This window comes from Streptomyces tuirus (assembly GCF_014701095.1).
Classification (GTDB): Bacteria; Actinomycetota; Actinomycetes; order Streptomycetales; family Streptomycetaceae; genus Streptomyces; species Streptomyces tuirus.
This window is the reverse complement of the sequence record NZ_AP023439.1, coordinates 2,487,672-2,501,958: the sequence shown is the minus strand read 5'-3', so window position 1 is coordinate 2,501,958 and position 14,287 is coordinate 2,487,672. Positions and strand designations below refer to the sequence as shown.

The 14,287-nt window shown below is 75.2% G+C and carries 12 protein-coding genes; 5 read left to right on the top strand and 7 right to left on the bottom strand.

Translation table 11 applies throughout. The features are described from left to right. Positions 1-7 precede the first annotated feature (7 nt). Both IGS69_RS11510 and IGS69_RS11505 read right to left on the bottom strand, forming a co-directional pair. A complete protein-coding gene (locus IGS69_RS11510; protein ID WP_190898808.1) occupies positions 8-1,219 on the bottom strand; it encodes an ROK family transcriptional regulator in 1,212 nt (403 codons plus the stop codon). A gap of 450 nt (positions 1,220-1,669) precedes the next feature. Then, positions 1,670-2,788 (bottom strand): mechanosensitive ion channel family protein, encoded by a 1,119-nt coding sequence (locus IGS69_RS11505; protein WP_190898806.1) that lies wholly within the window; start codon positions 2,786-2,788, stop codon positions 1,670-1,672. Between the two features lie 313 nt (positions 2,789-3,101). Here IGS69_RS11505 and IGS69_RS11500 point away from each other — a divergent pair, with 313 nt between their 5' ends. Continuing rightward, positions 3,102-3,638 carry an HNH endonuclease gene (locus tag IGS69_RS11500; protein ID WP_031110731.1) on the top strand — a complete coding sequence of 179 codons (537 nt, stop codon included), beginning with the start codon at positions 3,102-3,104 and terminating at the stop codon, positions 3,636-3,638. Positions 3,639-4,205: 567 nt separating this feature from the next. On the opposite strand, the gene IGS69_RS11495 is transcribed toward IGS69_RS11500, so the two are convergent. From IGS69_RS11495 to IGS69_RS11480, 4 genes are all read right to left on the bottom strand, one after another. Continuing rightward, on the bottom strand, positions 4,206-5,564 hold the full coding sequence (locus IGS69_RS11495; RefSeq protein WP_190898804.1) for an FtsX-like permease family protein: 1,359 nt from the start codon (positions 5,562-5,564) through the stop codon (positions 4,206-4,208). Continuing rightward, entirely contained in the window at positions 5,561-6,247 is a 687-nt protein-coding gene (locus IGS69_RS11490) for an ABC transporter ATP-binding protein (protein WP_190898802.1), read from the bottom strand. The genes IGS69_RS11495 and IGS69_RS11490 overlap by 4 nt, the downstream gene beginning before the upstream one ends. Next, on the bottom strand, positions 6,244-6,777 hold the full coding sequence (locus IGS69_RS11485; RefSeq protein ID WP_190898791.1) for a PadR family transcriptional regulator: 534 nt from the start codon (positions 6,775-6,777) through the stop codon (positions 6,244-6,246). The genes IGS69_RS11490 and IGS69_RS11485 overlap by 4 nt, the downstream gene beginning before the upstream one ends. A 78-nt stretch (positions 6,778-6,855) precedes the next feature. Further along, entirely contained in the window at positions 6,856-9,711 is a 2,856-nt protein-coding gene (locus IGS69_RS11480; RefSeq protein ID WP_190898789.1) for a beta-N-acetylglucosaminidase domain-containing protein, read from the bottom strand. Between the two features lie 223 nt (positions 9,712-9,934). On the opposite strand from IGS69_RS11480, the gene IGS69_RS11475 reads away from it, so the two are divergent. The 3 genes from IGS69_RS11475 (at position 9,935) to IGS69_RS11465 (ending at position 12,628) form a co-directional block, all read left to right on the top strand. Further along, complete coding sequence (locus IGS69_RS11475) at positions 9,935-10,192, top strand: hypothetical protein (RefSeq protein WP_190898787.1); 258 nt, start codon at positions 9,935-9,937, stop codon at positions 10,190-10,192. After that, positions 10,193-12,277: a 4-alpha-glucanotransferase gene (malQ, locus tag IGS69_RS11470; RefSeq protein ID WP_190898785.1), complete on the top strand. Its 2,085-nt coding sequence runs from the start codon at positions 10,193-10,195 to the stop codon at positions 12,275-12,277. A gap of 63 nt (positions 12,278-12,340) precedes the next feature. Further along, positions 12,341-12,628: a hypothetical protein gene (locus IGS69_RS11465; RefSeq protein WP_190898783.1), complete on the top strand. Its 288-nt coding sequence runs from the start codon at positions 12,341-12,343 to the stop codon at positions 12,626-12,628. A gap of 56 nt (positions 12,629-12,684) precedes the next feature. Here the strand turns inward: IGS69_RS11465 and IGS69_RS11460 are convergent, their stop codons facing one another. Continuing rightward, positions 12,685-13,197: a MarR family winged helix-turn-helix transcriptional regulator gene (locus tag IGS69_RS11460; RefSeq protein ID WP_190898781.1), complete on the bottom strand. Its 513-nt coding sequence runs from the start codon at positions 13,195-13,197 to the stop codon at positions 12,685-12,687. Positions 13,198-13,303: 106 nt separating this feature from the next. Here IGS69_RS11460 and IGS69_RS11455 point away from each other — a divergent pair, with 106 nt between their 5' ends. Continuing rightward, positions 13,304-14,239: an EamA family transporter gene (locus IGS69_RS11455; RefSeq protein WP_190898779.1), complete on the top strand. Its 936-nt coding sequence runs from the start codon at positions 13,304-13,306 to the stop codon at positions 14,237-14,239. The last annotated feature ends 48 nt before the right edge of the window (positions 14,240-14,287 follow it).

Sequence of the window (14,287 nt, the reverse complement as noted above, 5' to 3'; positions counted from 1 at the left end):
GGTCGGTTCAGCGGGAGGTGTCGAAGACCTCGTCGCGGGTGGTCGCGAGCGCGCTCTCCAGCGCGCCGCGCAGCACGGGGTGTTCACGTACGCCGCCCACGACCAGGCGGGGGCGGGACGCGGCCAGCTCTTCCAGTTCGGCCTGGACGAGGGCGCGCAGCGGTTCGCCGCCCGAGGTGAGGGACGTGCCGCTCAGCACGACGAGCTCGGGGTCGAGGACCGAGACCAGGGAGGCCAGACCGGTGGCGAGCCGGGTGGCGTAGGTCCGCAGGAGATCCCGGTGGGCGTCGTCGCCGGCCTGCGCCGCCCTGGCCACCAGTGCGGCGGCGGACTCGGCGTACGGGCCGGGCGGGACGTCGTTGATGCCGAGCTCGCGGGCCAGGCGCGGGACGGCCTGGGAACCGGCCAGCTCCTGGTAGCCGCCGCTGTTGGCCTTGGTGACCTGGCGGACCAGGGGCGTGCCCGGCACCGGCAGGAAGCCGACCTCGCCGGCGCCGCCGGTCCAGCCGCGGTGCAGCCGGCCGCCGAGCACCAGGGCGGCGCCCAGGCCCTCCTGGTTCCACAGCAGCACGAAGTCCGCGTGGCCCCGGGCCGCGCCGAGACGCTGCTCGGCGAGCGCGACCAGGTTGACGTCGTTCTCGTACTCGAACGGCATCGGCAGGGCGGCGGCCAGCTCGTCCAGCAGGGTGGGGGAGTGCCAGCCCGGGAGGTGGGAGGCGTAGCGCAGCCGGCCGGTGGTGGGGTCGAAGGCGCCGGGGGTGCCGATGACGAGGCGGTGGATGTCGTCCCGGGCGAGACCGGCCGCCTTCACCGCGCCGTCCAGGGCGTCGGTGACCTGCTGGACGACCGGGGTGCCGGGGCGTCGGCCGGGGGTGGGCAGCTCGTGGCGGCCGACCGTGCGGCCGGTGATGTCGGCGACCGCGGCGAGGATCCGCTGGGGGGTGACGTCGAGTCCGGCGGCGTGACCGGCCGCCGGGTTGACCTCGTAGAGCTGGGCGCTGGGGCCGGGGCGGCCTTCGGTGGTGCCGGTGGCCAGGACGAGTCCCGCCGCCTCCAGACGGGCCAGGAGCTGGGAGGCGGTCGGCTTGGACAGGCCGGTGAGCTTGCCGATCCGGGTGCGGGACAGCGGTCCGTGCTCCAGCAGCAGGTCCAGGGCGGCCCGGTCGTTCATGGCGCGCAGGACGCGCGGGGTGCCCGGCGTGCCGGCGGTTCCTGCCATGCGTGTCCACACCTGCCCTTCGGCTGCTCAGCTTCTCAGTGATCAGCCGGGGAAGTCCATCGGACGACCGTTCCCTCGGGTGCTTCCGATCACTGTTAGGAAAGTTTCCTATCGGTGGGAGGAAGGTAGGCCCGGGGCGGGGTGGGCGTCAATAGGGGGCGGCGCGCCTTCCGTCGGGCATGCGGCGGGGGCGGCGGAGCTTGCGGCGGGGCGGGTGGCGGACGGGTGGCTGGGCGCGCGGCGGACTGTGCGGCGGGGCGGGCAGCGGAGGCTGTGCGGTGGGCGCGTGGCGGAGAGGCGGGGCGGGGCGGTGCCGTCCGTCGGACATGCGGTCGGCGGGGAGCCGAACCGTGTGGCCGGACGCATGAGCAGGGCGGCGCGCAGCCCCGGACACGCGAAGAGGGCGGTGTCCGGCAGGGCCGGACACCGCCCTCCCCCCGAGGTGCTGGGCTACTTCGTCGTGCTCGTCGTGCTCGTCGGCGTGGGCGGTGCGAGCGGGGACGCCGCCGCCGACTGCGGGGACGTGGTGTTCGCGTACACCGACGGGGCCGCCATCCCCGCCGTCGGGTCCGCGGGCTGCTCCTCCGCCGGGGCCGTGGCGCCGCCGACGATCCGGATGTCCGCCACGTCGAAGGCCCGCTTCACGCGCCAGCGCAGTTCGCGTTCCACCGTCAGGGACTTGCCGGGCATGGTCTTGGCCGTGACGCGCACGACCATCGAGTCGAGCAGCACGCTGTCCAGGCCGAGGACCTCGATCGGGCCCCACAGCAGCTCGTTCCAGGGCTCCTCGGCGCTCATCTTCTCGGCGACCTCGTCCAGCGTGGCCTTCACCTTGTCCAGGTCCTCGCCGGCGTGCACGGTGACGTCGACGTTGGCCGTGGCCCAGCCCTGGGAGAGGTTGCCGATGCGCTTGACCTCGCCGTTGCGGACGTACCAGATCTCGCCGCCGTCGCCGCGCAGCTTGGTCACGCGCAGGCCGACCTCGATCACCTCGCCGGAGGCGACGCCCGCGTCGATGGTGTCGCCGACGCCGTACTGGTCCTCCAGGATCATGAAGACGCCGGACAGGAAGTCCGTGACGAGGTTGCGGGCGCCGAAGCCGATCGCCACACCGGCGACACCGGCCGAGGCCAGCAGCGGGGCGAGGTTGATCTGGAAGGTGCCGAGGATCATCAGCGCGGCGGTGCCGATGATCAGGAACGACGCGACCGAGCGGAGCACCGAGCCGATGGCCTGCGAGCGCTGCCGTCGGCGCTCGACGTTGACGAGGAGTCCGCCCAGCGCGCTGCCGTCCACGGACTGGACGGTCCGGTTCATCCGGTCTATCAGCTTGGTGATCGCCCGCCGTACGAAGACCCTCAGCACCGCCGCTATCACCACGATGAGCAGCACCCTGAGCCCGATCGCGAGCCACGTCGACCAGTTCTGCTCGACCCAGCCGGCGGCGTTCGTCGCGCTCTCCTGAGCGTCCTGGAGCGACGGCACTCTCGGGGACTGGGTCTCCGAGGGGGTCGGCGACGGTGACGGGTCGGCGGCCGACAGGACGGAGTCCGCGAGGGACGGGAACACGGCAGGTACCTCCAGGTGCAGCGGTCTGCCCCGACGCAGTGGTTCTGGGGGGTCAAGGTCACGGCTGGGTCACCGAAGGGGCAGAACCACCACACTAACGGGGCATTGTGTGTGCGCTTGCCGGATGTGTGAAGGAGAGACCGTGCTCACCTGGGCTTGAACAGGCCATGATCCTGGGGATGAATGGGATGTGGTCGAAAACACTCCCAGCCCGTTACGGGGACATGGTGGCGCTTCCACCAGGCCTGAGGGGAGACTGGCTACGAATCGTCCCGGCGCGAGCCACGCGCCGCCGGCGTCCAAGGAGGCATCCGTGCCGCATGTCCTGGTCCTCAACGCGTCGTACGAGCCACTAGGTGTCGTACCGCTCCGCCGCGCGCTCGTCCTCGTCCTCGAGAACAAGGCAGTCTGCCTCGAGGAGTCCGGCGCCTATCTGCACAGCGCGACCGTCACAGTCCCCGCACCCAGCGTGGTCCGGCTCAAGCGATTCGTCCGGGTTCCCTATCGGGGGCCCGTTCCACTGACCCGCCGGGCGCTGTTCGCCCGCGACGGGGGCCGGTGCATGTACTGCGGTGGCGTCGCAACCAGCGTCGACCACGTCATCCCGCGCAGCCGCGGGGGCAAGCACGTCTGGGACAACGTGGTGGCGTCCTGCCGCCGCTGCAACCACGTGAAGGCGGATCGGCACCTCTTCGAGATCGGCTGGCGGCTGCGCCACAAACCCGCCCCGCCGTCCGGGCTGGCCTGGCGCATCATCGGGACCGGCCATAGGGATCCGCGCTGGCTGCCGTACTTGCAGCCGTTCGGCGCGGAGGACGCCATGGCCCGGATCGACGGCATTTCCGCCTGACGACGATCCGGGCCTTCGTATTGCCGCGATACCGCCGCCGAGCGGCGGTACCGCCTTGCGCGGACCCGCACGGGCCACCGGCCTGGGGAGCCCGCGCCGGTACGGGCCACCGGCCCGGGAAGCCCCCGCGCCCGCACGGCCCACCGGCCCGGGAAGCCCCCGCGCGCGCACGGCCCACCGGCCCAGGACGCCTGCGCCCGCCCGTCCGAGGCCGCCGGTCCGGGAGGCCCCTGCGCCCGCATGGGCCACCGGCCTGGGGAGCCCGCGCCCGCACGGGCCACCGGCCCGGGAAACCCCTGCGCCCGCATGGGCCACCGGCCTGGGGAGCCCGCGCCCGCGCGGGCCACCGGCCCGGGAAGCCCCTGCGCCCGCCCGCCCACGACCTGCCGGCCCCGGGAAACCCCCGTTCCCCCGGGGCCGACCGGTCACGGGCGGCCCCTCCCACCCGGCCCGCCGGGCCACCCGCGCCACGCGGGCCCGCCGGGCCCACCGGCCCACCCGGTCCCACCGGGTCACCCGGTCCCGCCGGGCCACCGCGCCCACCGCGCCACCGGGCCCACCGCCCCCTCACACGTAACGCAACTCCCCCGGTCGCACCGACCGGTCCAGCAGGGGCAGTGAGGTTGTCACGGCGAGCAGGCAGGTGGCGTAGACCGCGAGGGGGAGCAGGGCCGCTGCCCAGGGGAACGCGCCGTTGCCGAGGAGTGCGTACGAGGCGGCGATGGCCGATCCGCCCAGGCCCGCGAGCAGCACCGCGGGGGCCAGCGGCAGCGCGGTCTCCAGCAGCAGGGCCCGGCCGAGCACCGCGCGCGGCACCCCGGCGGCGACCTGCGCGGCCAGACCCCGGCGCCGGGTGGCCAGCGACTCGGCGGTGCCGACGGCGAGGCCGGACACCGTGATCGCGAAGGCGACCGCGAGGGCGGCGCCCGTGAGGTCGAGGCCGGTGAGGTAGTAGTCGGGGCCCGCGGCGAGCGGCTTGCCGGAGTGCAGATGGTGGAGAATCACCGCTCGCACGCCCATGAAGCTGCCCCCGACGATCGTCACCAGCAGCACCGCCGCGTGCGTACGGGCGGCCGCCCAGGGGTCGTCACGCAGCCGTTCCGCCGCGATCAGCACCGCCGCCGACCGGGCCCGGACGGCCAGGATCCGGCCGGTGGCCCTGGCCACGGCCCCGGAGAGCCACACCGCGCCCGCCCCGGCCGCGAGGACCACACCCGCCATCGTCAGTGGAGGCCCGGCATGCGGCTGGTTCGCGCCGACCGGGGACGTGCCGAGCACGGCGAGCAGCGTCACCACCCCGACCAGCACGACCCCCGCCAGGAACAGCAGCCCCGGCCCCCGCCCGGTGCGCGGCGGACCGACCCTGCGGACCCAGCCGAGCGGCGAGGCCACCACCCGGCGCAGCGCCAGCGCGCCCGCCGCCGCGCCCAGCAGCGGTACGGCGACGGCGACCAGGGCGATCCCTGCCCAGGTCAGCGCCGTGGGCCGGTCCCACACGCGCAGCAGGAACAGCACCGAGAAGACGGTGGCGACCGCCGAGCCCAGCAGACAGGCGAGCCCGGTCTCCAGCGCGGCGATCCGCCGCACCTGCCAGGGAGTCGCCCCGGCCAGCCGCAGCCCGGCCAGCCGCCGGTCGCGGTGCACCGCCCCGATCCGGGCGCACTGGCCGAGGAACCCCAGCACCGGCACGAGCAGGAGCAGCAGGCCGGCGATCACCCCGGACCGCGTACCGGGCTCGTTCAGCAGGCCCGAGGCGACGGGCACGTGGCGCCAGCCGCGCAGGGACGCGAGGGCGACGGCGGTCAGCGCGAAGCCGGTCGCGAGCGCCGCCCCCGCCGCCGTCAGGGTCACCCGCCACCACTCGCCCCGGTCGGAACCCCGGGTCAGTTCCCAGGCGAGGCGCAGATCGGCCCGAAGCGACGTCACGCCGTCACCCCCAGCGCCGCCACGGCCCCGTCCCGCAGCCGGACTTCACGGTCCGCGTACGCGGCCACCTGGGCGTCGTGCGTGATCAGCAGGACGGCGGTGCCCGACTCGCGGGCGGTGTGGACCAGGGCCGTCATGACCTGCTCACCCGCCAGCGAGTCCAGGGCGCCCGTCGGCTCGTCGGCGAAGACCACCCTCGGTCCGGTGACCAGGGCCCGGGCCAGTGCCGCCCGCTGCGCCTGGCCGCCGCTCAGCTCGCCCGGCCGCAGGTCCTCCTGGTCCCGCACCCCGAACCGCTCCAGCCACTCACCGGCCCGGGCCCGGGCACCGGCCCGGTCGGTGCCGGCCAGCAGCAGGGGCAGGGCCACGTTGTCGAGGACCGTCAGCTCGGGGATCAGCTGCCCGAACTGGAACACCACGCCGAACTCGGTGCGCCGCAGCTCGCTCAGCCGCTTCTCGGGGAGGTCCTCCAGCCGCAGGCCGTCGTACGTCACCGAGCCCGCGTCCGGGCGGACGATGCCGGCCAGGCAGTGCAGCAGCGTCGACTTGCCGCTGCCGCTCGCGCCGGTCACGGCGAGGATCTCGCCGGCGTGCAGCTCGACCGACGCGCCGCGCAGGGCCGTCGTCCGGCCGTGCGCCTTGACGATCCCACCGGCCGTGAGAAGGGGCACGGGTCTGCTCATGTCGCGTCGACCTCCGCGGTCAGGGTGGTGAGCCGGGCCGCCGTGGTGTTCATCCAGCGGAGGTCGGCGTCGAGATGGTTGAGGGCGTAGTCCGCCGAGAGCACGGTCGCGAGATCGGCTCCCTTGGCGGCCTTGACCGCCGTGAGCTCCCGCATCCGCTCCATGTGGGCCGCGCGCTGGGCGCTCAGATACCGGTCCGGGTCGCCGCCCGAGAGGATCGCGACCACGACCTTGGCGAAGATCTCGTTCGCCACGAACGGTGCGGGCGGGGCGATCTCCCCGGCCCAGCGGGCCAGTTCGCGTGTCCCCTCGTCCGTCGCGCGGTACGTCGTGCGCTCCGGGCCGCCGTCCGAGTCGGTGCCGTCGACCTCGGCGAGGCCGTCCCGCACGAGACGCTGGAGGGTCGTGTAGACCTGCCCGTAGGCCAGCGGGCGGGCCTGCGGGAAGCGTTCGTCATGGCGTCGCTTGAGGTCGTAGCCATGGCTCGGACCCGTCGCGAGCAGGCCCAGCAGGATGTGGCGGGTGCTCATGCCGATCATTATGTACTGAGTACATGTACTGAGTGAATAGTGGGCGGGGAAGAATTTCCGCCGTGCCTGGAGGGTGGTTCAGTCCGAGACGGCGTACGCCTCCGCCGACCACAGCGAATACCCGTACGCGGTGGCCCGCTTGTCGCCCTGGACGCGTACGAACCGCACGTCCCGTTCGTCCATGGGGACGTCCTCCCGGCCGCCCCGGCTGTCCGGGACGACGGCGGCGGTGCGCCAGCGGCGGCCGTCCGGGGAGACCTGGACGCGGTAGGACGCGGGGTGCGCGTCCTGCCAGTGCAGCGCGAGGCGGCCGAGCCGCGCCGGGCGGGCCAGCTCCACCTGCCACCAGGCGCCGTCGTCGACCGGGGACGACCAGCGGGTCTCCGGGTCGCCGTCGTTCGCCGCCGACGCGGGGAAGTCGGGCGTCTCGTCGCCCGAGGAGCGGGCGGTGCCGGTGCGGGCCAGGTCGGGGCCGCCGGTGGGCGGGACGGCCCGGACGGTGAGCGTGCGGGCCGCTCCCGCGAACCCCAGCCGGACCTCATGCGACCGCATCGGGGTGCCGCGCTCCACGGTCACCTCGACCGGGACCTCCACCGTCGTGCCGCGCCGCACGGTCAGCTCGCCCTTCGGCACCCGGACGCGGACGCCTTCGGGCGCCTCGGCGGTCAGCCTGCCGCGGGCGTCGGCGGGGCGCAGCGACGCGAGCCGGGCGGTCAGCCGCTCGGTGCGGCCGGTCTCGACGTCCGCCCGGTCGCGGGGCAGGCCGAGGGAGACGGCGGGCGAGTCGGTGAACCAGGGGATGAGGTGGTGCACGCGGGAGGGCGCGGGGCCGGTGACCCGCAGGGCGTCGGCTCGGGTGCCGAGCCGCACCTCGGTCGCCCCGGACCGGTCCAGCCGGCCCGCCTCGCGCCAGCCCTGCCCCGGCACGTGCACCTCGACGCCGCCCTCGGTGCCCGGCTCGGTCAGGGCCGTCACGGCGGTCAGCGCCCGGGGCTGCGGAAGGCGCAGGACGCGCCCGTCACCGGGGTTGCGGGGCGGCTCGTGGTGGATGCCCGACCAGGCGGCGTACGACTTCTGCGCCCGCCGCAGGAAGGGGTCCAGCACGTCCGTGCCGACCTCGACCGGTGCCGACTCCAGCCGGGCCCGCAGCGCGCCGAGCCTGCGGTACGCCGTCCAGGCCGCCGCCGCGTCCCCGGCGCGCTGCGCGTCCAGCATGCCGAGCGCGGCCGTGCCCGCCTCGCCGTAGGCCGCCAGCTGCTCCGACCAGGGGGCCACCTCGGAGCCGAGGCCGGTTCCGGACAGCCGCCGGGGCAGCTCGCGCAGCACGGTGAAGGCCGCGCGCAGCCGCCGCTCGGCGTCGCCGTCGGTGCCCGCGCCGCCCGCCGTGCGCGATGCCCAGTACGCCTCGGCCAGCGGACGCAGATACGCCGACTCCTCGTCGTCCAGGACCGAAGAGGCGTCGTTGCCGGCCAGCGCGGCCAGGGCCTGCTCGCGGCGCCGGTCCCCGCCCGCAAGGTCGGCGATCGCGGCGCGCCAGGACTCCCCGGGCCGGTAGGCGCGCGGGTTCCAGGCGTAGTCGGCGGCGGTGAACAGGGGGATGCGGGACGCCTCCGGCTGCTGCATGGCGTTGGCCAGCAGGGCGGCCGAGCCGGTCGCGACGGCCGGATCGCGGCCCTGGTAGGGGCCGAGATGGATGCGGCCGGGGTCGTAGTCGTTGACCGGGTAGTTGTCCATCGTGACCAGCGGATGCCCGAACGCCCGCCGTGCGTCGGCCAGTTCGCCGCCCGTGATGGTGCGGGGCACCACCCCCACGCCCGTCCACGCCACCTCGATCCCGTCGGCCAGCTCGCTCGCCAGCGCCCGGCGGTAGTCGGTCGTGCCGTCCTCGTAGTACTCGGTCGGCATCAGGGACAGTGCGGCGGCGCCGGGGTGCCGCGCCGCCAGATGGCAGGCCACCGCGTTCGCCACCCGGGCCTGGGCCCGCGCCGCCGCCTCGGGGCCGGAGCCGAACCGGTCGGCGTCCGCCCCGCAGTGCCACTCGCTGTAGCTGACGTCCTGGAACTGGAGCTGGAACGCCCGGAAGCCCAGCGCCCACATCGCGTCCAGCTTGCGCGTGAGCGCCCGCACGTCGTCGTCCGACGCGAAGCACATCGCCTGGCCCGGGGCCACCGCCCAGCCGAGCGAGACGTGGTTGGCCCGCGCCCGCCCGGCCAGCTCCCGGAACCTGGCCCGGGCCTGCGCCGGGTAGGGCTCGCGCCAGCGGGCCTGCCGGTAGAGGTCGTCGCCGGGGGCGTACAGGTAGCGGTTCTGCTTGGTGCGCCCCATGAAGTCCAGCTGCGCCAGCCGCTGCCCGTGCGTCCAGGCGGTGCCGTAGAAGCCCTCGGTGATGCCGCGTACGGCGGTGCCGGGCCAGTCGCGGACGACGGCCGCCGCGATCGTGCCGTCGCCGCGCAGGAGCTGCCGCAGTGTCTGCACGGCGTGGAAGAGGCCGTCCTCGCCGGTGCCGGTGAGGGAGACGCCGCCCGCGCCCACCGACAGCTCGTATCCCCCGGCGGGCAGGGCGCGGCGGTCGTCCCGCCGTACGGGCTCCGTCCGCGCGCGCACGACCAGGGCGCCCGGCCCGGCCGCGTCCGTGATCCGGCGGGCCCCGGCCTGTCGCAGCAGCTCGCGCAGGGCGTCGACCGCGGCGGGGTCCGCCTGCGCGTCGGTGATCAGGGCGACCTCGTCGGGCACCGCGACGGGGGCGCCGTTCGCGCGCAGCGACTGGGGGCGCGGCCAGACGGAGAGGCCGGCTCCGGCGCTGTTGGGGGTCGGGGTCGTCGCGGTCGTGCCGGGTGGAGACGGAGCCGCCGTCGCGGCGGGCGGGGCCGCGAGGCTCCCGGCGACGACGGCGACCGCGAGGGCCGCGGCCCGCTTCCCACGCCGCAGTCCCACAGGCCCCTCCAGGTGCGTCCGACCGGCACGACGAGCCCACCACCCGCCCGGTGAACGTGTCAACGAGAGTGGCCGGTGTGGGTGAAATGCCGGAATCTTGAGTGTGTGGAGGGAAGCGGAATGTGACCAGAAGCACGATGTTGGGCCCGGGGCGTCTGCCTTCGCGCCGACTGGGTAGGGCTGCGATGACCCGTTGAAAGCCGTACCCGAAAAGGAGGCCCCCGTGGCTGCGATGACTTTCCTTCCGCTCCCGGCCCCGTCCAAACCCGTGGCGGACCCGTCCGCCGACCTCGACGACCCCCACTACGCCGACCCCCGCTACTGCGTCTTCAGCTCCGAGAGCACCCACACCGAACTGCCGCTGACCAGCGAGCCCCCGCTGCCCGACGCCGAGCCCCTCACCAGCGAGCCGCCGCTCGCCGAAGCCGCTCCCCTGACCAGCGAGCCCCCGGCCTTCGTCCCGGACCACTCGAGGATGTAGATGACCGCACCCCGGCCGGCCGACCCGCCCTCCGAGGAACTGTCCCGCCTCGCCGTTCTGCACGGCGTCGCCACTTCCTACAGTCCGTCCCCGGACCGCTCGGTCGCGGCCTCGGCCACCGCGGTCACCATGACCCTGGCCGCCCTCGGCGTGGACGCGAGCACGCCCGGCGCGATCCGCGCCGCGCTCGCGGCCCGCGAGAGGGAACTGGGCGAACGGCTGCTGCCCCCGACCGTCGTCGGCTGGAGCGGCAGCCCCCCGGCCGCCCTGGCGGCGCTCCCCGAGGGGACCCGGCTGCGGATCGACACCGAGCAGGGCGAGAGCCGCGCCGGCGCCGACGGCCTCCCGCCCGGCGTGCACCGGCTGACCGCCACCACCCCCGTCGGCCGCACGGCCACCGCCCACCTGATCATCGCCCCGCCTCGCCTGCCCACCCCCGCGGGACGCACCCACGGACTCCTCGTCCAGCTCTACTCCCTGCTGTCCCGCCGCTCCTGGGGCATGGGCGACCTCGGTGACCTCGCCGAGCTGGCCGGCTGGGCCGGGCGGTCCCTCGGCGCCGGATTCGTCCAGGTCAACCCGCTGCACGCGGCCGTGCCCGGAGCCCCCACCGACCCCTCCCCGTACCGCCCCTCCTCCCGCCGCTTCCCCGACCCCGTGCACCTGCGCGTCGAGGACATCCCGGAAGCCGCGTACGTCGACGACCCCGAACGCCTGCGCGCCCTGCTGGACAGAGCGGGCCGACTGCGCGAAGCGGTGCTGCACAAGGGCGCGTTGATCGACCGGGACGCCGTGTGGGAGCTCAAGCGGGAGGCGCTGGAGCTGGTCGGCGAGGTCCCCCTCGGTCCCGGCCGGCGCGCCGCCTACTGCGACTTCCTCGCCGAGCAGGGCCAGGCCCTGGAGGACCACGCCACCTGGTGCGCCCTCGCCGAGGTGCACGGCTCCGACTGGCACCGCTGGCCGACGGGCCTGCGCGATCCGCGGTCGGCCGAGACGGCCCGGGCCCGCAACGGCCTCATGGACCGGGTCGACTTCTGGTCCCGGCTCGCCTGGCTCACCGACACCCAGCTCACCGCCGCGCAGCGCGCCGGGACCGAGGCCGGGATGCCCGTCGGGATCGTGCACGACCTCGCGGTCGGCGTGCACCCCGCCGGCGCCGACGCCTGGGCGCAGCAGGAGCACTTCGCCGCCGGCATGTCGGTCGGCGCCCCGCCGGACGCCTTCAACGCCCGCGGCCAGGACTGGGGCCTGCCGCCCTGGCGCCCCGACCGCCTCGCCGCATCCGGCTACGCCCCGTTCCGCGACCTGCTGCGCGCCCTGTTCCGCTACGCCGGAGCCCTGCGCATCGACCACGTCATGGGCCTGTTCCGCCTCTGGTGGGTCCCGCAGGGCCACCCGCCCACCGAGGGCACCTACGTCCGCTACGACGCCGAGGCCATGCTCGCCGTCCTCGTCCTGGAGGCCTCCCGGGCCGGGGCGCCGGTCATCGGCGAGGACCTCGGCACCGTGGAGCCGGGCGTGCGCGAGGCGCTGCGCGAACGCGGCGTGCTGGGCACCTCCGTGCTGTGGTTCGAGCGCGACTGGGACGGCGACGGCCGCCCCCTGCCTCCCGACGGCTGGCGCGCCGACTGCCTGGCCACCGCCACCACCCACGACCTGCCCTCCACCGCCGCCCGCCTCACCGGTGAGCACGTCGAGCTGCGCGACGGCCTGGGCCTGCTGACCCGGCCCCTGGAGGATGAGCGCGCCGAGGCCGCCGCCGACGCCGGGGAGTGGCTCGCCCTGCTCTCCCGGCTCGGCCTGCTGCACGGCACGGGCGGCGGCGGTGACACCTCGTCGGAGGAGGCCCAGATCCAGGCCGTCCACCGCTTCCTGCTGCGCACCCCGGCCCGCATGGTCGGCGTCTGGCTGCCGGACGGCGTCGGCGACCGCCGCCCGCAGAACCTGCCGGGGACATGGGACCAGTACCCGAACTGGCGCCTGCCGATCGCGGACGCGCAGGGGCGGCCGGTGACCCTGGAGGACCTGGCGGCCTCACCGCGGCTGCACGCGCTGATGGAGGTGCTCAGGGAGGGCGGCGCATGAGGTCCGGGGCTCTTACGGCACCCCGGGCGCGCGCCCCCGGTCGGCGTTGGATATTTTGACACCGTGGACAAGAAGAACGCCCTGCGCGCCGGCGCCCTGGCAGCCGGTACGACGCTGATGATGCTGCTCATGTCGTCCCCCGCGAGCGCGCTCACCCGCGACGACGGTGACGACCCCGGTCAGGGCCTGAGCGTCATCGAGACGCTGGGCCTCTTCGTCGCGGCCCCCATCGTGCTCTACCTGGTCATCCACGTTCTGGTGACGATCGCGGACAAGACGCACCAGAAGAAGGACCCGACCAGCTCCAACGTCACCACCAAGGCCGACGCGAAGAGCGAAGCCAAGGCCTGACCCGCGTTCCTCATCGAGGGCGCCGTCGCGATGACCGCGGCGGCGCCCTCGCCATGTCAGGGCCGGTCCGTGCCCGCCAGCAGGTCCCGCAGCAGGTCGGCGAGCTGCCCGGCCCGCTGCGCGCCCAGGGCGGAGAGCGCCTCCGTCTGCACCGCCAGCCCCGCCCCGACCGCCTCGTCGACCAGTCCGAGTCCCTCGTCGGTGAGCGTGACGTGCAGCCCGCGCCGGTCGTGCGGATCGGGGGAGCGGCGCAGCAGACCCGCCCGCTCCAGCTTGTCCAGGCGCCCCGTCATACCGCCGGTGGTGAGCATCAGCGTCGCGGAGAGCTGCCGGGGGGAGAGCGTGTAGGGCTCGCCGGAGCGGCGCAGGGTCGCCAGGACGTCGAACTCCCCGCGGGAGATGCCGAACTTCGCGTACGCCTGCCCCACCCGCTCCCCGATCGCGTGGGAGAGCCGGTTGATCCGGCCGAAGACCTCCATGGCGGTGGTGTCGAGGTCGGGCCGGGCCGTCGCCCACTGGTCGATGATCGCGTCGACGGGGTCCTTGCGCTGCTCGGGGCGTTCGCTCATGGCCCGAGTATCAGCCGCTTCTCGGTCCCCCGCAAGAAAGTAGCTTGAACGAAAGTTGCTTAGCGGTAAGCTACTTTCTGCTGACCTACTCCGAAGGGTGTCCTCCATGGCCCTCTCCCGCCCGGCCCTCATCACCCTCACCGCCCTCGCGCCCGTCTCCTGGGGCACGACCTACGCGGTCACCACCGAGTTCCTCCCGCCCGACCGCCCCCTGTTCACCGCCCTGGTGCGCGCCCTGCCCGCCGGTCTGCTGCTGCTCGCCCTCGCCCGGGTGCTGCCGCGCGGTGCCTGGTGGTGGAAGGCGGTGGTGCTCGGCGCGCTGAACATCGGCGCCTTCTTCCCGCTGCTGTTCCTCTCCGCGTACCGGCTGCCCGGCGGTCTGGCGGCGGTCGTCGGCTCCGCCGGTCCGCTGTTCGTGGCCGGCCTCTCGGCGCTGCTGCTCGGGCAGCGGCCGTCGGCGCGCACGCTGGTGACCGGGGCCGTGGCCGCGTTCGGCGTCAGCCTCGTCGTCCTGCGGGCGGCCGGGGCGCTGGACACGCTCGGCCTGCTGGCGGCCGTGGCCTCCACGGCGTCGATGTCGACCGGCACCGTGCTCACCCAGCGCTGGGGCCGCCCCGAGGGGGTCGGGCCGCTGGCACTGACCGGCTGGCAGCTCACCGCGGGCGGCCTGCTCATCGCGCCGCTCGCCTTCCTGGCCGAGGGCGCCCCTCCGGCGCTGGACGGCCGGGCGGCCGGCGGCTACCTCTACCTCGCCGTCGCGAACACGGCCGTCGCGTACTGGCTGTGGTTCCGCGGCATCGGCCGCATGACCGCCACCCAGGTCACCTTCCTCGGCCCGCTCTCCCCGCTGACCGCGGCCGTCGTCGGCTGGGCGGCGCTCGGGCAGGCGCTGACGCCGGTGCAACTGGTCGGCATGGGGCTGGCGCTCGGGGCGACCGTGGCGGGGCAGTTCGTCGCCCGGCCGGCGCGCACCGCCGGCGTCACCGGGAGGAACGCCGCCGCCGAGCCGAAGGACCTGCGCGCCGGGGCGCCCCGGCGGTAGGCCTGATACCGCCGGGCCGAGGACGGACGAAGGGGCGTCCGGCACAGG